This is a genomic window from Paenibacillus sp. RC334, from assembly GCF_030034735.1.
In the GTDB taxonomy this organism is placed as follows: Bacteria; Bacillota; Bacilli; order Paenibacillales; family Paenibacillaceae; genus Paenibacillus; species Paenibacillus terrae_A.
This window is the reverse complement of the sequence record NZ_CP125370.1, coordinates 3,534,439-3,557,862: the sequence shown is the minus strand read 5'-3', so window position 1 is coordinate 3,557,862 and position 23,424 is coordinate 3,534,439. Positions and strand designations below refer to the sequence as shown.

Genomic DNA, 23,424 nt, shown 5'->3' with positions numbered 1-23,424 from the left:
CATTTGCTGAACAAAATAAAATGAATTAACTAAATTAAAGTAATAAGTTTAGTTGAAAAAAACTAAATTCGATGACTATTTCTATGTCGAAGCCATAGTAACATCGAATTAAAGCGGTGTCAATGAACTATTTAGTGATATTTAGTTGTATAACTAAACTAATAACTAAACAAATATGAATAAATTCAGCTAAATATTGCATCGTATCTCACTTCGGTGTAAACTTCAGTTATTCACTTCACTGCTGTGTTCATCTTATTGAGAATGGAGAATTAGGGCATGAAAATGGAAGACATCGCTAAGCTGGCCCAACGTATCCAAATCAGCTGTTTCACTGGCCTTCAGTGGCAAGCCGGGAATTGGTCCAGATACGCGTGAACGTATTCTCCAGGTAGCCCACGAGGCAGGATACAGTCCCAAAAGTAAGACGATAACGGCTACGAGAAGTGATAAGTCCTTGCTTTTTCTCGTGTGTACCAATTCGGGTATTGTCCTTGAGGAATACTATCAACAGCCATTTTTTAAAGAATTAATCCAGTTTATTGAGGAGCGTTGCCGACAAAAAGGGTATTCTTTGATCTTTTCGACGGTCGACGTAGAATTTTTCCAGAGGGATATCCAGATGGTTGCAGAGGAGAAACGCAGTGCAGGGACTATCGTTCTGGGGACCAATCTGACCCGTGAGCAAATCAGTGATATTCATGCCAAGCTGCCGAATCTGATTGTGCTGGATACCTGCTTTGATACGCTTCCCGTACAATTTATCCAGATTAATAATGTTATGGGTGCTTATCAGGCAGGAGCTTATTTATGCGACATGGGCCATACCTCAATCGGATATATTGCTTCTAATGTACGGATTCATAATTTTGAGGAACGTAAACGCGGATTTTTGGCGGCACTCATGGAACGGGGGCTGAAGATTCCGGAGACACTAATGCTGGCGGTAGCTCCAACCATTCTTACATCGCAGCAGGATCTGAATCGGCAGCTAACTGTTTATATGGAGAGCGGAAAAACTTTACCGACGGTCTGGTTTTGCGAATGCGACTATATTGCTATCAGTGCTATGAAGACCATGAGCGAGCTTGGTATCCGGGTGCCGCAGGATACTTCAATTATCGGCTTTGACAACATTACGGAATCGGTCATTGTCACGCCGGAGCTAACGACCATTCATGTAGAAAAAGAAAGAATGGCCGTTCTTGCTGTCGATCTCCTGACCGATACTATTGAGCAGGGAACGCAGGTTACGGCAAAAATCACAGTGGATACGAAATTTGTAGAGCGCAATTCCTGTGCTGCTCCTGCCACTTTCGTATCTAAAGGCGAGGTAATCGAGCAGGTCTGAGTAGAGGACAGATTTGGACAAAAGAACGGGAGGGGGTCACTTTGAATGAATACGCGAATGGTTTCGATTCTACAGCATTTGCTGGCTGCGGACACTCCTGTCAAGAGCGAGCATCTGGCAAAATTGATCCAGGTTACTTCACGTACCGTACGTAGCGATATCAGAGAACTGGATGAATTTCTGGCCCAAGCATGGAGCATCGATTCAGCCTGTTCGTTCAAGGGGGTATGAACTGAAAATCACGGACGACCGCAGCTTTCGTACGCTCCTACAGCAGTTGTTCCTGTATAACGAACCGGATGATCCCAATTCTCCTGAATACCGACAGCGTTATTTAATCTCGCGCCTCCTGTTTACAGAAAATTATTTGAAGCTGGAAGAGTTGGCGGATGAGTTATACATTAGCAAATCCACCGTACAAAATGATTTCAAAGAGGTTAAGCATATGCTGCAGGCATACGGAATCGGCATTGATAAGCGCCCGAATTACGGTGTCAAGCTGAGGGGCGACGAGGTTCGCTTACGTTTCTGCATGTCTGAATTCATCGTCAACCGTTCTGAAGAAAGGACTGGGGGTGTGGAGGCTGCGTCGAGGATGGTATCTCCATGGGAAATGACACTGATTCGCGATATTATTATGGAGCAAATCCAGAACCACGGGGTCGCCTTGTCGGATGTTGCCTTCAACAACCTGTCCATTCATATCGCTATAGCTTGCAAGCGCATTCGTAATGGGAACCGGGTCGCGATGCTTTCCGATGAAAAGGGAGGTTTTCGGGCTACCGAGGAATTTCGAGCCGCTGAGCATATTGTTTGCCACATTGAAAAGGAAATGGATTTGACCTTTCCGGAAGATGAAGTTGCTTATATCGCCATGCATCTGGCCGGGAACAAGTGGTTTGAGGGAATTACGGAGCAACAGACGGTAGAGGCGGGGCCTCAGAAGCTCTTGGATCGGGGAATTTATGAGCTTGGCAGAGAAATGCTGGATGAAATTGACAAGGGCTTTAACCTGAATATCAGCCGGGATCAAGAACTGTTAATGGGCATATGTCTTCACCTGAAGTCGGCACTGAATCGCGTAAAATATGGGATGAATATCCGTAATCCGATGCTGGATCATGTAAAGAATAATTATCCTTTGGCTTTTCAGGCGGGGGTCATAGGTGCCAAGCTGATCGAGAGCAAGTTGAATATGGCTATACCAGAGACAGAAATGGGTTATTTGGCGATTCATATCGGAGCCGCCATGGAAAGGCAGCAGATGAACAACAGACCTAAACGCTGCCTTGTCGTGTGCACTTCGGGTGTTGGAAGTGCCCGCTTGCTGTATTACAAGTTGCGTAGCAAGTTCGGTGAAAGGCTTGAGGTTGCTGGCACGACCGAGTATTACAAGTTGCAGCAGGTTCCTCTGCATGACATTGATTTTGTGGTAAGCACAGTTCCAATCCCGCAGACATTATCCGTTCCGGTCGTGGTAGTCCAGACTCTGCTTGGCGGCGGTGACATCGATAAGATTGAAGAGCTGCTGACGGGTGAAGGGGAGTATACTTTCCGCTATATTATGGAAGAGCTTGTATTTCTAAGACAGAACTTCACCACAAAGGAAGAGATCATTACTTTTTTGGGAGAAAGAATGCATGCTTCCGGATTGATCCGCTCTTCCGAGGGATTCATCGGACTGGTGCTGGAAAGAGAAAATGCTGCTCCTACAGCTTACGGAAATCTGGTAGCCATTCCTCATCCCATTATTCCGCAAAGCAATCGGACGGTATGGGCGGTCTGTGCACTGAAATCTCCCATAGATTGGTCTGGCAAGCCTGTGCAGCTCGTCTGCCTGCTCAGTATTAACAAAAACGGTGACGAGCCCCCGGCGAAAATGTATAAGCATCTGATGGGATTGGTTGACGACTCCGATATTATCCAGCAGATGCTGGAATGCAAAACCTATGGAGATTTTGCTCAAATTATCGTCAAACATAAACTGTATTAAAATAAAGCTCTGCACGACATCTGCTTGGATTCTGGACAAGCATCGTGCGGAGTTTTTCTATTTTTTTCATTGTAAGCATTTCCGCTTCTAGTGGAAAAGAGTTGCGTTTAGAAGTCGGCAAGAATCGTATACACTGAATCTGTAAGCTAAAGAGATGAAATGCATGAGGTGAATTCAATGGATGAGTATCAGGAAATCATAATGGGACTTATAACAAATTCGGGTATTGCGAAGAGTAAAGCTATGGAAGCCATCAGCTTTGCCGAGAAGGGTAATGCGGAGCAGGCAGCAGAATGTCTTGAAGAATGCAAAAACGAGCTGGTCCAAGCGCATAAATCACAGACGCGACTGATCCAGCAGGAAGCGGGTGGGACAACTCATGAAGTGACACTGCTAATGGTGCATGCACAAGACCATCTCATGTCAGCCATTACGACAAAGGATCTGGCGGGGCATATCGTGGAACTTTACAGCAGATTGAACCGTTACGAAGCAGCAGTATCCATCACACCATTATCGGGGAGGAATAACAAATGAAACAAATTACGCTCGTATGCGCAGCAGGAATGTCTACAAGTATGCTGGTACAGAAAATGCAGAAGGCCGCACAGGCTCAAAATGTTGAGGTTGAGATCAGAGCTACTTCCGAAAGCTCCTTTAAAGAGTATGCGGACAAAACGGATGTACTCCTAATTGGACCGCAGGTCGGCTACCTGGAAGACGATTTTAAAACCAGATACGAGCCTAAAGGCATCAAAGTAAGCGTAATTGACAGAATGGATTATGGCATGATGAATGGCGAAAAGGTACTTGCCGAAGCGTTAAATCTATAAAGGAAGACATTGCCATATTCACAAGTTTCCATGGGTAAAAAAATGTGATTTCCTTAAATGGAAGCGCTCTCTATATTATTGTTCAACAGATGAAAGTCTAAAGCAGGAGTTGAAGGAAAATGGCTAACGAAAAAAAACTATCGCATAAGTTGCAAAGATACGCTGGGAAAATTCAGCAAAATCGCTATATGAGCGCTATTTCAAATGGACTAATGTCCACCCTTCCTTTTTGGTTATCGGGGCATTTTCGACCCTTTTTTCCGCACTTGCCTGGGAGCCTTACCAGAACCTCATTGCACCGATCAAGGGTATTATCGGATTAGGATCGACGATGACAACTGGCATCATCGCCCTTTATGCAGTCTTCTTCATCGCCTACAGACTGGCGCAAGCTTTTGACAAGGACCCGCTGATTCCCGCAGCAACGGCACTGCTCTCGTTTCTTATTTTGACGCCGATTCAAACATTCGATAAAGTCCGGGCGCTTCCACTTCAGTGGCTCGGTGCGCAGGGTTTGTTTGTTGCTATGTTGGTTGGCTTGCTGGCTTCCCGATTGTATATCTGGATTGTCGATCGCAACTGGACCATTAAAATGCCCGAAGGAGTACCGCCCACCGTTGTCAAAACATTCTCAGGATTAATTCCGGCGATACTCGTAGCTATGGTATTCGTTATTGTTTCCGGTCTGTTCATGCATACGTCATTCGGTACGGTCCATGAGTTTATTTATACCTATCTGCAAGTGCCACTGGAAGGACTGGGTGGATCACTGGGGGCTATGATTGTCGCCCTCATCATTATGCAGGTGCTCTGGATGTTCGGAATCCACGGTGCAATCGTAACGCTTGCCATCGTCAAACCGATCTGGATGAGCCTGGATCTTGCCAATCTCGACGCTTTCCAGGCGGGAGCTCCGCTACCGAACATTATCGGGCTGGCTTTTTGGTATATCTTCTCAAACTATGCGCCGATGCTGGGCTTCGCTCTCCTGCTGGTCTTCTTGGCCAAGAGCAAGCAATTACGCACGATTGGCAAGCTCGGCCTTCCGGGGACTTTCTTCTCGATTCACGAGCCACTCAATTTCGGAATTCCAGTTGTTTTGAATCCGCTCCTGGCTATTCCGTTTATCATTTCTCCTATCGTCTGCGCCGTCCTCGGTTATTTTGCGACAACTGCGGGCTTGCTGCCTGCACCCATCGGAATTTACCCGGCATTTGGCACTCCGATTTTTGTTCTGGGCTTTATTGAGGGGAGCTGGAGACTTGCTGCTGCACAGCTTTTGCTCATTCCCGTTTGTATGTTGATTTACTATCCGTTCTTTAGAACGCTTGATAAACAAGCGTTGAACAGGGAACGCGAAGCACAGGAGAAGTCAGAACAGGAGGGAACGGCTGGAGCCCAAGCAAGTATCGTTACTTCATAAATGAGCAATAAAACGGAAAGCGGCGAACTGTTCGCCGTTTTCTGTCATTACAGCAATAAGGGGGAAGCCGTATGATCAAGCTTGGCATAGCGGAGAACAAACGTTACTTTGTCAATGAAGGAGTTCCATTTTTTTATCTGGCGGATACCGTCTGGAGCGCATTTACCAATATCTCACTGGAGGAATGGGCTGATTATCTTGACTACAGAAGCAGCCAGGGGTTTAATGTTCTGCAAATCAATTTGTTGCGTCAGTGGGATGCCAGCGGCAGTGATCTGGATCACGAACCGTTCGCACAGATTGAGGACGGGAGCTACGATTTTTATTCACTGAATCCAGACTATTTTGACAGGGCGGAGACTATGGTCGAGATGGCAGTGAGCAAGGGATTTGTACCCGCGCTGGTCTTGCTTTGGTGTAATTATATCCCGGATACTTGGGCGGCCAAGCTTCGTGATGAGAAAAACATGCCTCTGGAGGCGGTGGAACCGTATGTGCGTTATGCAGCAGACCGATTCTCAAAGTACCACCCTATCTATATCGTGAGCGGGGATACCGACTTCCCGTCAAAGCGAGCGAACGAGTATTATCGCACTGCACTTCACGTTGTGAAGACGCATAGTCCGGAGTGCTTGACTACTCTGCACATTCAGGGGAGACTGGCGGAGGTGCCGGATGAGTTCATTAACGATCCTAATTTGGACTTTTACATGTACCAATCAGGTCACAATTCGCAGTTTCAGTCCAAGGCTTACGCCTTGGCGTTGGACTTCTACAACAAGCGGGTAACACGGCCTGTGCTGAACTCGGAACCTTGCTACGAGATGATGGGTTACAGCCGGAGAGAATACGGTCGTTTCGGCCGTGCCGACGTGCGTAAAGCTGCATGGCAAAGTCTTTTGTCCGGTGCGGGAGCCGGCGTAACCTACGGAGCACATGGAATATGGAGCTGGCACAAAAAAGGGAAACGCTTCGGAGTTACCGGGGAAGGTTTTGACAGCCCCTATGAGTGGCAGGCTGCCCTTAAATTTGAGGGAGCGTGGGATTATGGATTTGCGAAGTGGCTGTTTCAGATGTACGGATTGATAGATTTGCAACCTTGGAACATAGTACTTAAGAACACGGAAGAGATTCGAGTTGCCTCAACCAGAGGCTTCGAAAAAATTGCTATTTACGTGCCTGTAAACACGGTCCTGAAGCTAGACGCCGATCTTAGAGAATACAAGTTTACAATTATCGACCTGGAATACCGCCGATTTGCAGCAGCTTCGGTAGCGTTCCAGGACAATGTAACGGTTATCGATATGCATAATTTTGAGGGGGATGTCATCCTGATTGGTGTGAAAAGATAAGAATTGATCATTCCGCAATCTTCATCCGAATCTCTGTTAGATCGCTTGCAACCTTTCCAACCTGTACTACGTCAAAGAGGTTGTTAATGGCCGGGCGGCCTAATTCAACTACAAGGTGGAACTTGACATGAACATGAGAAAAAGTGCATTCGCAGCCATGACCACAGTATCACTTCTTTCCTTCTCTTTTGGGGGTCAAATGTTTGCGGCGAGCAATCCGTTCAAGGATTTGGACAGCGTAAGCGGTAAAGATAAAATCATCTCCCTTCAAAATCAGGGTTTGCTCAAAGGGGTCTCTGATACGCAGTTTCTCCCCGCCTCTAAAGTGACTGCTGCCCAAGGCATTCAGTTAATCTCCGGCGGATTTCAGCTTAGTTTGGCCGCTATTGATTTTAATAAGGCGCCACAGGCCAGCGGACTGTTCACCCATGTTAAGGATACAGCATGGTATGCCGAAGCCTTTATCAACGCGCATTATAATGGCGTGGAGATTCCCCAAAATATCGATCCTTCAAAAACTCTGACCAAGGAAGAGTTCACCCATATGCTGATTCAGGGCATGGAAAAATCAGGCAGCCTGCCGATGATCAAAATTGCACCTGCAACGATTGCCGATGATAGCAAGTTGGAGCCTTCGTATCAAGGCAGCATTCAGCGTTCGCTGATATACAAGGTCAATACCTTGGATGCAAGTAAAAAGTTTAATCCAAAAAGTGAGATTACACGTGCGGAAGCAGCCGTTATGTTGTATAACGCGCTAGAATATCTAACAGCTCATAAGGCTTAACCGACTATTCTGGGCCAACCTCTTGATTTTTATGAGGTACCGTGTGGATTTGGGCTTACAGTTACTTGACACCATTATCGTTAATGCTATAATAAGGAAATCGAATTTAGATCCAACGGTAGCTGATTATCGTATGGTTTCTATCCTGGTCCTTCGGCATGTAACACAGGTAACGAATAAATAAGCTGGCTCCGGATGAGGGAGACCAGCTTATTTTTTTGTGAATAAAACGTTTAAACATTTCGGGACCCATATATCGAGAGGAGACGGGAGTTATGTTTGGTAATGATTGGGATGAAGTTTTACGAGAAGAGGTAGAAAAGTCTTATTTCAATGAATTGAGGTATACATTAGCACGTGAATACAAGATACATAAAGTCTACCCTCCAAAGGAAGATTTGTTTTCTGCACTTAAATTAACACCATATCATCTTACCAAAGCGGTTATATTGGGGCAGGACCCCTATCATGGAGAGGGGCAAGCCCACGGCTTGAGCTTTTCCGTAAGACCAGGTGTGCGTACACCGCCGTCTCTGCAAAATATATATAAAGAGCTGCGCGATGATCTCGGCACCCCCATTCCCAATCAGGGCTACCTTGTTCCTTGGGCAGAGCAGGGAGTGCTGCTGCTGAACAATGTGCTGACCGTGCGTGAAGGACAACCGCAATCTCATCAGGGAATAGGCTGGGAACGTTTCACGGATGCCGTTATTGAGGCGATTAATGAACGTGAGCAGCCGGTAGTGTTCATTTTGTGGGGAAGCCATGCTCAAAAGAAAGCAAGCTTTGTGAATACGAGCAAGCATTTGGTTTTGAAATCCGTCCATCCGAGTCCTTTGGCGGCTCATAGGGGCTTTTTCGGCAGCAAGCCTTTTTCGCAAACCAATGCATTTTTGCTGGAGCATGGAATGGAACCGATTCGGTGGGAGATTCCTAACCGCTAGCACTGGAGGTGAGGACATGCGTCAATGGAAGGGACGTCAGGTCATTTTATATCACGGCAACAACGGTCATACCCAAAAGGTGCGCGGCACGATTGAAAAATGGGATGACACGCACAAGTGCGTTATTTTAGGCCCGAAGATGTTGTCTATTCCTTTTGAAAATATAACGTATATTACGATGCTCCCTCCCGGGCGTGAGCGCAGAAGCCGTCATCCGGCGAAGCTAAATTCTATCGGTTATGTGATGAGCGTTCCATTGCAGTTTGATAATGCCATTCTTTTTCAATCGGCGGTGACCGTTTGGAAAGAAGACCAGCTGATTGCCTACAACACAAAATTGACCAGTCACACGGATTACGATGTCGTTCTGGATGATGGACAAACCTTGTCCAAGGAGGGTCATCTGTTCGTGGTCAGGTCGCTACACGGAGAACTTTAACTGTTATAATCCACCTTTTTTTCTTCCTAAGGGTTCAAATCAAGTAGCTGTTTACCGATAAAGTAATAGGATTGTTAATTATATCCTATTTCATAGAGCTGAAACTAAGGGAGAGAAACGAATGGAACGTATGAAACGTATGAGCAAACGGAGTACCTTCTTACTTGCTGTGCTGATGTTTTTATTTGCAGCATTGCCAGCGGGTTTGATCCAGGCGGCAGAGGAGAGCAAGACCTCTACGGTACAGTGGGACAGTCAAAATCCGACTGCAGTTAATCTGGGTGGAAACCCCGCTCAATTAAAAGTGTGGTCATTGACAGAAAAGGGCAAAGAAGATGTTACACAAAAGGCAGAATGGATCTCTGGAGACTCAAGCATATTAAAGGTAGATAAGGGACTTATTACTCCAGTGTCAAAAGGGCAAATTAAGGTTGTTGCCACATATGAACAGCAAACGGTAAGCACAACGATTACGGTTAAATCGCCTTACAGCAAGCTGCAAATCGATCCATCTGGTCCCATCAATCTGGTGGTGAGCGGAGATTCGAAGAAATTGACTGCCCAAGGTACGCTTACAGCGGGCGGTACAGAAAAAGTATCCGATGTGGAATGGACATCCACGAATCCGTCCGTGGCTACAGTGGAAGATGGTCTGGTTCGTCCTCTTGCCAAGGGCATGACTTACATTAAAGCAAGCAAAGATGAACTCAAAGCACAAACGATCGTGTATGTACGTTCCTCTTCCCAGGCATTAATATTGAGTCCATCCGCTTCCCAATCGGTCTTTCTGGGTAGTTCACCAATTCAGATCAAAGCGACCGATGTGAACCTTACCGGAGGTAAAACTGATGTCACCAGCACTGCAGAATGGACTTCCTCCAATCCGCTGGTTGCCACAGTGGAGCAAGGGAAAATTAGCCCATTGGACGCAGGAAATTCGGTAATTACTGTGTCCTATCACGGCTTGAGCAAGACCTTGAAGGTCAACGTATTGCCGACCATTGAAAAGCTGGTATCAAGCAAAGCGAGCTTATCGCTCGAAACAGGAAGCAAAACGGCTCTTCCGAGCATATCTGCTTACTTGGTCAATGGAGCCAAAAAAGCAGTACAATCCGATATAAAGTGGAGCCTGAGCAATGAAAGTGTTGTCAAAATCGCAGACGGTAAGCTGGTTGCAGTGAATCCGGGTAGCGCAACATTGACAGCTACATTGGGTGCCATCAAGCTGGATATCCCGGTAACTGTGCAATACAAAGTGCTCAAGCTGACCGCTTCCGAGAAAAAGTATGTGCTGGTAGCAGGACAAGAAGTGAGTGTTCCCACGGTAAAAGCACAAATGGCTGGTGGTGGAACGCTCGATGTTACGAATCAGGTAAGCTGGGTGGCTACTACTGCGGCCGTAACAGTGGGAAATGGCAAGGTAAAAGCAGTAAGCGGCGGTAACTCCGGAATCAAGGCCATGTATTTGAATAAATATGTGAAAGTGCCTGTCATCGTAGAAGGAACGATTTCTACGTTGACGCCAAGCCTTTCAAGCGCTGAAATGAATTTGAAAGGGAGTCAATCCGTCAAGGTCATCGGTGCATATACAGATGGTAAAAAAGTTACGCTCAGCAACAAAGTGAAATGGACAACATCCAATGCTTCCGTGGCGATTGTAAAAGGCTCAGCCATCAAAGCGGTTGGGATTGGAACAGCGACGATTACGGGCACATACCAGAATAAGTCGTTTAACATTGAGGTCAAGGTTACACCTAAGCTGCTCAAGCTGGTTTTGAGTAACAAGAACTTGAAGCTTCCTAATGGTTCCTCTCATGTGCTGAGTGTGAATGCGGTTTATGACACAGGCACAATTACCAATGTGACAAGTTCAGCGGTATGGACTTCCTCCAAGCCTTCTATCGTACAGGTTAGCGGAGGACAGGTGAAGGCATTGGCTTACGGAAATTCCAGTATTAAAGTGGTTTATAAAGGTAAGACTGTAGCTACCTCTGTCAGAGTGTTAAAATAATCTTCATGATCGCTTATGCAAAAATAACCCCGGTCAATGACCAGGGGTTATTTTTCAACTTATTCTACGCCGTCCTGATAATGGTTCTTCCAGTGTTTGTCGCCTTTGTGTGAGAAGTCTTCAACCGTCTTTTCCAGCGTGGCCACCAGTTGAGCTTTAATCTCGGAAATGGTATCTCGGAACAGTCTTTCTTCCGTGCCGTTAATTTTTTTCACCATACAAAGCCTGAGCGGCTATAAATTGACGATGTTGCTCAACAAAGCTGTCAATTGAATGCAGCGCATGTTCCACGTATTGTGAAATGCTATGATGCTCGCTAGGTAGTTGCAATTTTAACTCCTGTACTCTGTTTAATAATGCCATGATGATCACCTCGTACGTTTTATTATGTCAATAATTATACATCATTTTCGGAAAACTTTCATTAAACTTTGATTAAAATGTGATTTTTTTTATATCACAATTGTCATTTCCAATAGGATGAACTTATTTCCGGAATGATTCCAATTTATCTTCAGATTATTATGTTTTAAAATTAAAATATTTATGGTTAAGATATATGCGTGGCATGTTGCGACAACAGTCTTTCTGGCATGTTATAATAGGGCAAAGCCCAGTCGGAAAGGTTGTCAGTGCGGTATGAAGCTTTTTAAAGGTTTATTTTGGGGAATATTGATCAGTCTTTTCCTGTGGTGTGCCTTCTTTGGGTTTGTCCGCTGGATATCTCATTGAGTCGGGTTATAGAAAATAAAGTTCGGGGATTTCCTTGATTGAAGGTTGTCCACTGGAATAGCTTGAAGGGAAGAGGAAAATTGAAGAAAAAGTTGTTAAGTTTTATAACTCTAGTGCTGCTAGCTACTGGCGTGTATTGGTTTGAAGGTGCCAATCTTCTTACGAAAACGACAGGAGAGAACCCGCCTTCATCGGCTCAGGTTACGTTGCAATTTCCGTCAGGTCGTTATCCTGAAACGGCGCAGCATATCAAGGAAGCCATTCAAGCGGGGAAATCATCCATATGCACAATTGACCGTGAAGGAGCCGAGCAGAATCGCAAGCATTCGCTTACAGGAGTTCCCACTCGTAAAGGATACGATCGTGACGAATGGCCGATGGCTATGTGCTCAGAAGGTGGAAAAGGTGCAAATGTCAAATACATAGCTCCTAAGGATAATCGTGGGGCAGGATCATGGGTCAGTCACCAATTGGATGAGTATGAGGATGGAACTCGCGTAAAATTTGTCGTCAAATAATATGTTATGAGATCGTATCGTTACTTTTTTTTCCCCTTAGTAGGCTCCTGTTTGGCCCTAACCAGAGCCACAAAATTATTTTCCTTAGGCTCCTGTTTGGCTCTAATCAATGCCAAAAAAGCAAAAAAATCACCTAGTGTAGTGAAGCCGGCACCTAATATCGCCAGATCTTCAGCGGATAGTTGATTGAACCATTCCATTTGCTTAGCATCAAACATTTTATCACCGCCAACCATTAATAATGTATAGTATGTTCTGATGGCAACGAAGGTCAGGGCTCTGGCATACCATTTATGTATGCCTGTTTTTTGTGCAGAGGATGTGTAGAACACATGTTAAGACTTAATTTTTATACTAAAATCGTCTCTATCGTTATCGTATTGCTTATTCCTGTGCTAATCCTGTATGTGTATTCGAACCAGACAACGACAGATGTGTTACGTAAGGAGCTGAATCAGTCTAATTATAACCAGTTGACTTTTTTCCAAAATCAGGTGAATACGAATATTGAAATGATATCCTCCTGGCCGCATCTGCTGATTCATGATCCTGACGTAGCCAGTTTTCAAGCGATTTTTTTAAAGGATAAGACTCTCAATCTGGATGGCATTAACCTTGTCAAACGGATCCAAACCAAGCTTGGACTTCAAGAAAGCTCATCGAATTGGAGAACGGGTCTGAATATTTATTCACCTTCGCTTGGACGTGTTGTATCAGAAAAAGGAGCCGGTTTTTATGATCAGAAAGAATTAAAGCAAATGATTAAAAACGGCTGGCAGGTATCTAAAAAAAGGATGTACGGGAAGGATCAGTTCATATTTTCGTTGTATACATTATCCCCGTTTTCTTCACTTGGTAATCCGGAAACCGCTAACACGATTATTAAGGTCGAATTTGACAGCAGCAATATTCAGGACATGCTTGACCGTTTCAAAGGCGATGGACGGAAGGAACCTTTTTATTATAAAAAAGGCGTAGGAGTGATCTATAATCGTACTGCGAATGAAGAGCTGTCAGGCAAGCTGATTACGAAACTGGAGAAGATGGGATTGCATGAAGTTGATAATCTGACCGTGAAAGTTGGAGAAGAGAGTTACCTTGTTCACGCTGTTCTTTCGCAAACGACGGGCTGGTATTTGATTGACTACATGCCTTTGTCCGATATGATGTCTCCGATTTACACATCTAATCGACTATTTTATATAACCGTTGTTGGCTTGCTGCTGGTAGGCTTCATTGGTGCTTATCTGCTTCATTCACAGGTGCAAGTGCCGATTCTTCAGCTTGTGCGGGCATTTCGGAGATTAAAGGATGGGGACTATGCTGTTCGATTGAGTCCGAAGGGGAGTCATGAATTTGCTTTCCTATCTCGTCAATTTAATTTGATGGTCGGACAGATTCAGGAGCTGTTTGAAAAGGTTTATGTTGAGAAGCTACATGTGAAGGAAGCACGTCTAAAACAGCTCCAGTCACAAATTAATCCACACTTTTTCTATAATTGTTTTTCTTTTATTACAAGTATGGCGAAGCTGCGTAATCATGAGGCGGTCGTGGCAATGGCTCATAATTTGTCCAAGTATTATCGATATACGACAAGACAGGAACGGGATTTGGTACCTTTATCGGAGGAAATCGAGTTTGTTCATTATTATTTGAAAATTCAGCAGATGCGTATGCCGCGGCTAACGTTTTCAATTCATGTTTCTTCACAGGCTAACAGTCTGCTGATTCCGTTGCTTGTAGTGCAACCACTAATAGAAAATGCGGTGCTGCATGGGATAGAACCTCAAGCAGAGGATGGTATAATCCGCATTACAACGGAACAGATCGGGCTATATATGTGCTTGATTGTGGATGATAACGGACTCGGTTTGGGCAGGGAGGCTATAACATCCCTGAGATCAGCACTTGACAAGCCTGTAGAAGAGGAAAGCGGCTATGGTTTATGGAATGTGCATCAACGAATGCGATTACATTTTGGGGAAGACGCTGGACTGGACTTCTCATTGTCACCTTTGGGGGGACTGCGCGCGGTTTTAAAATGGCCGCTGTTAACAGAAGAAGAGCAGGCGAATAGCTTGATCAAGCTCAAACCTTCGTCAAATTCGAATATGGTTAAAATGGAGGGACCTGATGGTTCAGATATTACTGGTAGATGATGAGAGCTATGTAACAGAAAGCCTGGTGGCTACGATTCCATGGGAGGCGCTGGGCATTGAGAGGGTTCATCAAGCGGCTTCCGCATTAGCAGCAGTGGATGTGCTGGAAGCGTATGATATTGATATTCTGGTTACGGATATTCGTATGCCTGGCATGACAGGGTTGGAGTTGATTGTTGAGGTAAACGAACGATGGCCGCATATCCGATGTTTGCTACTAACAGGCTATGCCGATTTTGATTATGCTAAAAAGGCACTTCAGCTTAAGGCTTTTGATTATATTTTAAAACCGGTGGATGATGAAGAGTTTATGAAATGTGTATCAGCTGCCATCGATTCGCTAAAGGAAGAATGGGAAGCTTTTAATAAGGTTCATCAATTACAGTATAACCGCAGGACGGATTTTGGTGTGCTGCGCACCCACTTAATGCACGATTTGGTACTTGGACGCGATTTGTCTGTACAGATGATAGAGGACAAGTTATCCCAGTACGAAATCATGTTACGTACGGGACAACCCGCAGGTATGCTGCTTATTCAGATGGGCAAGCATTTTTCTGATATGGATTATCATTCAGTATCCTTAATCGAGTATGCGATTGGAAATATTGCTGAAGAAGTGTTCGCACCCGATTTTCACGTCTGGCACTGTAAAGCACCACATGACTGCTTAATTGTATTAATAGAATCAAATTGGAATAACAATCTGGAAAAGCATGGTATACATCATAAGGAAGAATCAGATGATGTCCCAGAACAGCATGAAATGAAGCGAATAACAGAAATTAGTATGGACGAGCATAGTAGTATTTTGCGGGCGAGTATCGAAACCTTTCGGAAAAATGTGAGCAATTACTTGAAAGGGGAAATTTACGTCACGGTAACTGGTTGGTTTATGTTCCCGGAGGAGCTGCCTAAGGCATATCAGACAGCGATAAGATCCTTATACTGGAACCACCGGGAGGAGGCGGATACGTTGCTATTTGTGGATGAGCAGACAGAACAGTCACACAGGTCAGTCAAGTCGCTGGAGGGAATATATATGCCTCCTACGCTTACTCATCTACTGGAGTCTAGGCAATGGGAGGAAGCTGAAGCGAAGTTGAACCGTGTATTTGGGAAGATAGAAGAAGCAGGATATACCCGCGAACATTTATATGAGCTGTTTATCTCGGTTACGAGCGCCTTTATGTACACGGCACACAAGCAAGGGCGCTTCATTACGCAGATGGATCAAACGGGCTTCGACCCGTTGCATGCGCAGAAAATGGTTCAATCGTTCTCCAACCTTAAGGAATGGATATTTTCCATGATGAACAAGCTTAAATCGGAATGGTCTGCAAGTGAGCAAAGCGCCAAAAGCTATGTGGTCAAACAGGTTCAGGAGCTCATCTCCCAGGATAAAGGTCAGGAGCTGTCTGTTAAGACGCTTGCTGATCAGGTTTATCTTCATCCGGTCTATTTGTCGAAAATATATAAAGCTGAAACCGGAGAAGGTCTGGGAGATTATATCATCCGAATGAGAATGGAGCGGGCTCTTTATTTGCTCAAGTATTCCAACAAAAAAATATATGAAATTACAACTGAATTGGGCTATCAGAATCCCCAATATTTCAGTAAGATGTTCAAAAAGCATTACGGAATGACTCCGCATGAATTTCGGGACCAGTAAAGATGAGACCAAGAAGAGAATAGTAAAGATCAGTTGGGAAAGGTGCAGAAATATTTATTTTGTGACATAGGCTGCGTAGAAAAGCCCTCTTATAATTAAAAGAGTAGAAAATGATTTTTTTAAGGGGGAACAATATGCGAGTTCATTCGAAAAAAAAGCTGTTGTCGTTGCTCGCCGCAACTATGGTAATAGGAGTTGGCCTTGTGGGCTGCTCAGGGTCGGGGAATGATGGAAATGCGGCTAGCACAGCTAAAACTGAAAACGTATACAAAGAAAAATACAATCCGGAAGTCACAATTTCCACAGTATGGGGTGTAGATCCCGCCTTAAAATTTAAAAATGGCGAATCTATCGAAAATAACGTTGCGACGAAGTGGGCTAAAGAGAAATTCGGGATTAATGTAAAATCACTCTGGTCTGTCACGGATACGAATGGTGCATTTGCCACCAAGCTGCGTTTGGCTATGTCCTCAGGTCAGGAGATGCCGGACGTCGTTGTACTGGGGACGGAGAATGAGCAACTGGCACAGGATATGATCGATTCCGGTATGTTTGCAGAAGCGGGTCCGTTGTTCGATAAGTATGCTTCGGATTCCTGGAAGCAAGCGATGAATCAGGATTCGAACGTATGGAACCAATATAGTCGGGATGGCAAAAAAATGGGTATTCCTGTGCTGGATTTCGCCTATAATCATGACTATGTGTTGTGGGTACGACAGGATTGGCTGGACAAGCTGGGCATGAAGGCCCCTCAGACGATGGATGAGCTGGAAAAAGTGATGGATGCTTTTAAAAACAAAAATCCGGACGGATTGTCTCCGGACAAAGTTATTCCGCTCAGCATCGGTTTCAAAACGTCCATGAACACTTGGATGGGTGACCCGTCCTGGATTTTTGGGGCATACGGTACACTCCCGCAACAGTGGAACAAAGGTACGAACGGCAGTCTGGAATATGGCTCCGTGCAGCCTGGCATGAAGCCGGGTTTACAAAAGCTTAGCGAGTGGCTCAAAAAGGGATATATTCCGCAGGAAGCAGCATTGTGGGATGAGAATAAGACGGCAGAACCCACAGTCGCGGGAACAGCAGGTATGATCCCGGGCCCATACTGGATGAGCGGCTGGCCGCTTCAGGACACGGTCAAAAATGCGCCGGGCGCCGTATGGAAGCCGATCAAGATTCCGGCAGGGCCTGACGGTAAAGCCATGCGGCACGGTACGCAATACACCAATGGTGTCGTACTGATCAACAAACAAATGCAGCATCCTGAAGCTTTTTTCACCTATCAAAATTACCTGTTTGATCACTTTGCAAATGCCAAATCGGAAGGGGATTTGGCGAACGGGATGTTTAAGGGCTACGACTATGATTTGGATGCGGGCGGAAAGCTGTTGCCGATCGACAAAATAGCAGGAGGTTATGTAAACTCTGTTCGTTATTTGCTGGTTCGTGATGGTGCGCGTATACCTGATGCCCAAATGAAAGCTTTGTTAAGCTTGGCTAACGGCGGGGAAGCGAAGACCCGTCTGGAGAAGGATGTAATGGTTAATTACGGGAAAGGCACTCCTGCGGCTGCCAAGGTGTTGATGGAACAAAAGGACATCTCCATGAAGGATCAGTTCACGGGGCCTACTACGCCAACGATGAAGGCTAAAAAGGACTATCTGGACAAGATTGAAAACCAGACCTTCAATGAAATTATTTATGGTAAACAGCCGATTTCGGCCTTTGACACCTTCGTGCAGACGTGGAAGACTGCCGGAGGCGAACAAATTACAAATGAAGTGAACGAATGGTATAAAAGTGTTGAAAAGTAATAACAGTTAAAACGGGTTAACAGGCTGTCCCAAACGGGCAGCCTTTTTAATACAGATTATCAGAATGAATTGGAAATGAATGCATTATAATGATGCTTGCGAGATAGACTTTCATTCACCGGGTGAGACTAAAAAATGATTGCTTTTGTGCCATGTATGTTGGTTTTTTGAACTGTTGGGAGAGTAGAATCGTCTTTATAATTGAAGTATAACATGAGAGTTACAGGAGGAACTGCAATGAGAAGTCTGCAACGTACGTGGCCATTTCATATTATGCTACTGCCAGCCATCATTTTCTTAATTGTATTTAGCTACATTCCGATGGGCGGCATTGTGATGGCCTTTCAAAATTACAAGCCTTGGCTCGGCATAACCGGTTCCGAGTGGGTTGGACTGGACAATTTCCGCTTTTTGTTTCAACGGGAAGACAGTCTTCAGGTCGTCTGGAATACGCTCATTATCGCGGTATTAAAGATGTTTTTCAATCTGCTGATTCCGTTTGTTTTTGCTATACTGCTCAATGAAATCCGCAAGGTTGGACTTCAGCGTTCCATTCAGACACTGGTCTACCTGCCACACTTTCTGTCGTGGGTAATCTTGGGCGGAATTCTGGTTGACCTGTTGGCTACAGATGGATTTATGAACCGTATTCTCGGAAGTTTCGGGATCCAGCCCATTTTCTTTCTGGGAGATAATAACTGGTTTCGCTTTACTGTCATTGTGTCGGATATATGGAAGGAGTTTGGCTACAACACCATCGTATTTCTCGCCGCACTGGCGGGCATTAATCCTTCGTTGTACGAAGCATCCGAGATGGATGGGGCAAGCCGCTGGAGACAGACGCTACACATCACTGTACCTTCGTTGATTCCTATGGTGGTGGTTGTCGGTACGCTTGCACTCGGCAATGTCCTGAATGCCGGTTTTGACCAGATTTTTAACCTTTATAATCCGTTGGTATACCAAAAAGGCGATATTATTGACACCTTCGTCTACCGGACAGCCTTAATTAATGGGGAAATGGGCTTTGCTACCGCCATTGGGTTATTCAAATCCGTTATTAGTATGGTTCTCATTCTGATATCTTATCGACTTGCTTACAAATGGGCAGGTTACCGCATATTTTGATTCTACGAGGCTGAAAGAGGGAGAGTCATGTATCATAAAACAACGGCATATCGCATCTTCAATGTGTTTAATATTTGTTTGCTTGTGTTTTTATCCATCCTGTGTATCGTTCCGCTGATTCATGTATTGGCGGTATCATTTAGTGCCAAATCAGCAGCAGACGCCAATCTGGTTGGACTGTGGCCGGTGCAATTTTCATTAGAAGCCTACAAGAAGACGATGAATAATCCTATTTTTCTGCACTCTATCTGGATTTCTGTTCTCCGGACCGTGCTGGGAACTGGTTTGACGCTGCTCATTACCTTCTTAGCTGCTTATCCACTTTCAAAGGAAACATCTGTGTTCCGTAGCCGAAACGTATATTCATGGCTGTTTGTATTCAGTATGATTTTTAACGGTGGCCTGGTTCCATTCTATATGGTTATTCAAAAGATTCATCTAATGGACAGCTTTTGGGTACTTGTTTTGCCAGGAGCGGTCAATACATTTCTGGTAATCCTCATGTTGAACTTTTTTAGAGGAATACCCAAAGAGATGGAGGAGGCCGCACTGATTGACGGGGCAGGTCATTTTCGGACCTTGTTTAGTATATTTTTGCCGATATCCATGCCATCTATTGCGACGATTGCGTTGTTTAGTATGGTATTTCACTGGAACTCATGGTTTGATGGCCTGCTTTATTTGAGCAATGCCAAGGATTATCCATTGGCTACATTCCTGCAAACGGTAATCATTCAGAAGGATATGAGCTCCATGAGTATGAGTCCCAAAGAGATGGAGTTGCTTTCGCAAACGACAGTGAATGCAGCGCAAATTTTTATTGGTGCAGCCCCTATTCTGATTGTATATCCATTTTTACAAAAGTATTTTGTTAAAGGTATGACGCTTGGTTCTGTCAAGGAGTAAACAGCATTGATTAAAAGGAGATGATTTATAGTGTCACAGCAAAACATAATCAAATACCCGCCAATCAGTGAGCGAGTTCCACGTATGCTGCATGGGGCGGATTATAACCCGGAGCAATGGCAGCATTATCCCGAGGTGCTAAATGAGGATATTCGGCTGATGAAGCAGGCTAAATGTAATGTGATGTCCGTCGGCATATTCTCATGGGTTTCATTGGAGCCTGAGGAGGGTGTATTCACGTTCGAATGGCTGGACCGTATCCTGGATTCGTTTGCTGAAAACGGGATCTATGCGTTTTTGGCTACTCCTAGTGGAGCAAGACCGGCCTGGATGTCGCAGAAATATCCAGAGGTATTGCGTGTGGAGGCTAACCGTGTCCGTAACTTGCACGGGTTTCGTCATAATCACTGTTCTACGTCGCCTGTCTACGGGGAAAAAGTACGTATCATGAATACGAAGCTGGCCGAGCGTTATGCAAATCATCCGGCTGTCATTGGTTGGCATATTTCCAATGAATTTGGTGGGGATTGCCACTGTGATTATTGTCAGGAGGCATTTCGCGTTTGGGTGAAGGATAAATACGGCACGTTGGATAAGCTTAATCACGCATGGTGGACGACCTTTTGGAGTCATACGGTTACGGATTGGAGTCAAATCGAATCTCCGGCCCCTCACGGTGAAACGCAGGTCCATGCTATGAATTTGGACTGGAGACGCTTTGTAACTGATCAGACCGCAGATTTTATCAAAAATGAGATTATACCGCTCAAAGCTGCAAACCCGGCGCTTCCGGTCACCACAAATCTGATGGAGTTTTTTGAAGGATTGAATTACTGGAAGTTTGCCGATCTGCTCGATGTTGTATCCTGGGACAGCTATCCAACGTGGCATGACCGTGGGGGAGATGATAGCCGTCAGGCTGCCAAAGTGGCCATGATGCATGATATTATCCGTTCAATCAAGGGCGGGAAGCCTTGGATGCTGATGGAGAGTACGCCAAGCTTGACGAATTGGCAGGAGATTAGCAAGCTGAAGCGGCCGGGTATGCATCTGCTATCGTCTTTACAGGCTGTGGCACACGGATCAGATACAGTCCAGTATTTCCAGTGGCGGAAAAGCCGCGGTTCGAGTGAAAAATTGCATGGTGCAGTCGTCGATCATGTGGGGCATGAGCATACTCGGGTGTTTGGGGATGTGACAAATGTGGGCAACGCGCTGGAAAAACTGGAGGAGGTTATCGGCACATCTGTACCAGCAGAGGCGGCAGTTATTTTTGATTGGGAGAATCGCTGGGCGGTCAACGACTCACAAGGGCCACGTAATAAAGGTGTAAAATATGAGGAGACAGCCGAAGCACATTATTTGGCTTTGTGGGAGCAGGGTGTGCCTGTAGATGTCATTCATATGGATGCAGATTTCTCCAAATACAAACTTGTGGTAGCTCCAATGCTATATATGGTGCGCAGCGGTGTAGGTGAGCGAATACAAAAGTTTGTTGAAAGCGGTGGCATTTTTGTAGCAACCTATTGGTCCGGTATTGTGGATGAACATGATTTGTGCTTCCTTGGAGGCTTTCCGGGGCCGCTTCGTAAGACGCTTGGGATCTGGTCGGAAGAGATTGACGGGCTGCATGATCACGACCGTAATCATATTTTGCCAGTTGAAGGCAATGAGTTGGATCTGCATGGCGAATATGAGGCTGTAGAACTGTGCGATCTCATTCATACGGAAGGTGCAGAGGTACTGGCTGTATACGGTTCAGACTTTTATGCAGGACGCCCAGCCTTGACGGTGAACCGCTTGGGACAGGGAAAAGCTTATTATATCGCCTCACGCAACACCGGATCGTTCAACAGTCATTTTTACAGAAGTTTGATTGATGGCGCAGGAATTAGTAAAGCACTCGATGTTCAGTTGCCGCATGGAGTGAATACGGCGATTCGTACCGATGGAGTCCATGATTATATTTTCATGCTGAATTTCACTCATGAGCCGCAAGAGATTAGGCTGGATGGACGAATTTATGCGGATATGCTCGAAAATCATGTGGTGGAAGACGGCAAGGTTCTATTGGATGCCTATGCTGTTAAGGTACTAAAGACAGAGCGGAGTAAATCGGAAATAGTATAGAGTGTGATGGCTGACGTTTTCCCGAATGAGGGATCTGGGTAGATTTGTCAGAGACAATGAGGGGTACACAATTCAGATGGGGGATGACTTATGAAAACAAGTAAACGGACTATGGTATTTGTGATGTTGATCTTGTTATCCAGCTTTTTGTATCCATTTGGCTCTGCGGGATTAGGTGCGGCCTCGGCCGCCCCTGCTTTTGCCAAAGGAGCAGATATAAGCTGGGTAGCAGGAATGGAAGCGCAAGGTAGGACCTGGAAGGATAAAAAAGGGGTTCGCGGAGATGTGCTGCAAATTTTGCGGGACGATTATCAGATCAACTCGGTGCGTATCCGGGTGTGGGTAAACCCTGACATGAAGGATTATGGAAGCGGATACATGAATGCCGAAAAGGCAGCAGAACTGGCGCAGCGAGCTAAAAAATTGGGTATGAGCGTCATGCTGACGCTGCACTACAGCGATTCATGGGCTGATCCCGGGCAGCAGAACAAACCTTATGCGTGGCGAAATCTTACATTTACGCAACTTATGGATGCGGTCTGGTCTCATACGGTTTATGTTATGAACACGATGAAAAGCAAGGGGGTAACACCGGATTGGGTGCAAATCGGCAATGAAACGAACAATGGAATGCTCTGGGAAGACGGCAAAGCCTCAGTGAACATGAAAAACTACGCCTGGCTCGTCAATACAGGGAATAATGCTGTAAAATCGGTAAGCAGCAGTACTAAAACGATCGTACACCTGGCAAACGGGGATAGTGGCTCCACCTTAGCCTGGAATATTGGCGGCTTAATTGACAATGGAGCTCAGTTTGACCTCATCGGGTTTTCTCTGTATCCGTCTCCTTCGAACTGGCAGGGAAAAGTGAACCAGACGATTACCAATACCAATGATCTCATTGCAAAATACGGCAAAGGTATTGTTATCAGTGAAATCGGAATGGAATATAATGAACCTGCAACCTCAAAGGCATTTATTGCAGACATCAAAACGAAGGTTCGTAGTATCACGGGCGGCAAAGGCTTGGGAGTATTTTATTGGGAGCCGGCTGCAACCCCAGGTTATAATCAGGGCTATAACAAAGGTGCTTGGCAGGCTGACGGTAAGCCAACCTCAGCGCTGGAAGGCTTTATAAACTAGAGTACGTGACGAGTATGTCAAAGAACCTCTAATCCGCACAATGTGCAGAATAGAGGTTCTTTGTTTTCGTTGGTTTATTGAAGGTA

At 45.3% G+C, this 23,424-nt stretch carries 18 protein-coding genes and 3 pseudogenes; 19 read left to right on the top strand and 2 right to left on the bottom strand.

The window, feature by feature from the left end; genetic code table 11:
• The first annotated feature begins 279 nt into the window (after nucleotides 1-279).
• From QMK20_RS16350 to QMK20_RS16300, 11 genes and pseudogenes are all read left to right on the top strand, one after another.
• Nucleotides 280-1,351, top strand: a pseudogene (locus QMK20_RS16350) (LacI family DNA-binding transcriptional regulator).
• A gap of 45 nt (nucleotides 1,352-1,396) precedes the next feature.
• Nucleotides 1,397-1,582 carry an HTH domain-containing protein gene (locus QMK20_RS16345; protein ID WP_283652439.1) on the top strand — a complete coding sequence of 62 codons (186 nt, stop codon included), beginning with the start codon at nucleotides 1,397-1,399 and terminating at the stop codon, nucleotides 1,580-1,582.
• Nucleotides 1,524-3,344, top strand: coding sequence for a BglG family transcription antiterminator (locus QMK20_RS16340; RefSeq protein WP_283652438.1), 1,821 nt, complete (start codon nucleotides 1,524-1,526; stop codon nucleotides 3,342-3,344). Before QMK20_RS16345 ends, QMK20_RS16340 begins: the two co-directional genes overlap by 59 nt.
• A 177-nt stretch (nucleotides 3,345-3,521) precedes the next feature.
• Complete coding sequence (locus QMK20_RS16335; protein ID WP_283652437.1) at nucleotides 3,522-3,881, top strand: PTS sugar transporter subunit IIA; 360 nt, start codon at nucleotides 3,522-3,524, stop codon at nucleotides 3,879-3,881.
• Entirely contained in the window at nucleotides 3,878-4,177 is a 300-nt protein-coding gene (locus QMK20_RS16330; RefSeq protein WP_283652436.1) for a PTS sugar transporter subunit IIB, read from the top strand. Before QMK20_RS16335 ends, QMK20_RS16330 begins: the two co-directional genes overlap by 4 nt.
• A 119-nt stretch (nucleotides 4,178-4,296) precedes the next feature.
• A pseudogene (locus QMK20_RS16325) lies at nucleotides 4,297-5,600 on the top strand (PTS sugar transporter subunit IIC).
• A 71-nt stretch (nucleotides 5,601-5,671) separates the two neighbouring features.
• Entirely contained in the window at nucleotides 5,672-6,952 is a 1,281-nt protein-coding gene (locus QMK20_RS16320; RefSeq protein ID WP_283652435.1) for a glycoside hydrolase family 140 protein, read from the top strand.
• A 127-nt stretch (nucleotides 6,953-7,079) separates the two neighbouring features.
• Nucleotides 7,080-7,739, top strand: coding sequence for an S-layer homology domain-containing protein (locus QMK20_RS16315; protein WP_283652434.1), 660 nt, complete (start codon nucleotides 7,080-7,082; stop codon nucleotides 7,737-7,739).
• A 275-nt stretch (nucleotides 7,740-8,014) separates the two neighbouring features.
• On the top strand, nucleotides 8,015-8,683 hold the full coding sequence (locus QMK20_RS16310) for a uracil-DNA glycosylase (protein WP_283652433.1): 669 nt from the start codon (nucleotides 8,015-8,017) through the stop codon (nucleotides 8,681-8,683).
• A 16-nt stretch (nucleotides 8,684-8,699) separates the two neighbouring features.
• Nucleotides 8,700-9,122: a YolD-like family protein gene (locus tag QMK20_RS16305; RefSeq protein WP_044648213.1), complete on the top strand. Its 423-nt coding sequence runs from the start codon at nucleotides 8,700-8,702 to the stop codon at nucleotides 9,120-9,122.
• 121 nt (nucleotides 9,123-9,243) lie between these two features.
• Nucleotides 9,244-11,133 (top strand): Ig-like domain-containing protein, encoded by a 1,890-nt coding sequence (locus tag QMK20_RS16300; protein ID WP_283652432.1) that lies wholly within the window; start codon nucleotides 9,244-9,246, stop codon nucleotides 11,131-11,133.
• 59 nt (nucleotides 11,134-11,192) lie between these two features.
• On the opposite strand, the pseudogene QMK20_RS27410 reads toward QMK20_RS16300, so the two are convergent.
• Nucleotides 11,193-11,496, bottom strand: a pseudogene (locus QMK20_RS27410) (hypothetical protein).
• 449 nt (nucleotides 11,497-11,945) lie between these two features.
• Between QMK20_RS27410 and QMK20_RS16290 the strand changes: the two are divergent.
• Nucleotides 11,946-12,383, top strand: coding sequence for a NucA/NucB deoxyribonuclease domain-containing protein (locus tag QMK20_RS16290; protein ID WP_283652430.1), 438 nt, complete (start codon nucleotides 11,946-11,948; stop codon nucleotides 12,381-12,383).
• Between the two features lie 20 nt (nucleotides 12,384-12,403).
• Here the strand turns inward: QMK20_RS16290 and QMK20_RS16285 are convergent, their stop codons facing one another.
• Nucleotides 12,404-12,601: a hypothetical protein gene (locus QMK20_RS16285; RefSeq protein WP_044648210.1), complete on the bottom strand. Its 198-nt coding sequence runs from the start codon at nucleotides 12,599-12,601 to the stop codon at nucleotides 12,404-12,406.
• Between the two features lie 114 nt (nucleotides 12,602-12,715).
• On the opposite strand from QMK20_RS16285, the gene QMK20_RS16280 reads away from it, so the two are divergent.
• The 7 genes from QMK20_RS16280 to QMK20_RS16250 all read left to right on the top strand — a co-directional run bounded on the left by QMK20_RS16280 (nucleotide 12,716) and on the right by QMK20_RS16250 (nucleotide 23,338).
• Nucleotides 12,716-14,542 (top strand): sensor histidine kinase, encoded by a 1,827-nt coding sequence (locus QMK20_RS16280; protein WP_283652429.1) that lies wholly within the window; start codon nucleotides 12,716-12,718, stop codon nucleotides 14,540-14,542.
• Nucleotides 14,517-16,214 carry a response regulator transcription factor gene (locus tag QMK20_RS16275; RefSeq protein ID WP_283652428.1) on the top strand — a complete coding sequence of 566 codons (1,698 nt, stop codon included), beginning with the start codon at nucleotides 14,517-14,519 and terminating at the stop codon, nucleotides 16,212-16,214. Before QMK20_RS16280 ends, QMK20_RS16275 begins: the two co-directional genes overlap by 26 nt.
• Before the next feature lie 134 nt (nucleotides 16,215-16,348).
• Nucleotides 16,349-18,031, top strand: coding sequence for a type 2 periplasmic-binding domain-containing protein (locus QMK20_RS16270; RefSeq protein WP_283652427.1), 1,683 nt, complete (start codon nucleotides 16,349-16,351; stop codon nucleotides 18,029-18,031).
• A gap of 237 nt (nucleotides 18,032-18,268) precedes the next feature.
• On the top strand, nucleotides 18,269-19,159 hold the full coding sequence (locus tag QMK20_RS16265) for an ABC transporter permease (protein ID WP_283652426.1): 891 nt from the start codon (nucleotides 18,269-18,271) through the stop codon (nucleotides 19,157-19,159).
• 27 nt (nucleotides 19,160-19,186) lie between these two features.
• Nucleotides 19,187-20,065, top strand: coding sequence for a carbohydrate ABC transporter permease (locus QMK20_RS16260; protein WP_283652425.1), 879 nt, complete (start codon nucleotides 19,187-19,189; stop codon nucleotides 20,063-20,065).
• An 84-nt stretch (nucleotides 20,066-20,149) separates the two neighbouring features.
• Entirely contained in the window at nucleotides 20,150-22,195 is a 2,046-nt protein-coding gene (locus tag QMK20_RS16255; protein WP_404580036.1) for a beta-galactosidase, read from the top strand.
• A 90-nt stretch (nucleotides 22,196-22,285) separates the two neighbouring features.
• A complete protein-coding gene (locus QMK20_RS16250) occupies nucleotides 22,286-23,338 on the top strand; it encodes a glycoside hydrolase family 53 protein (protein WP_283652423.1) in 1,053 nt (350 codons plus the stop codon).
• The last annotated feature ends 86 nt before the right edge of the window (nucleotides 23,339-23,424 follow it).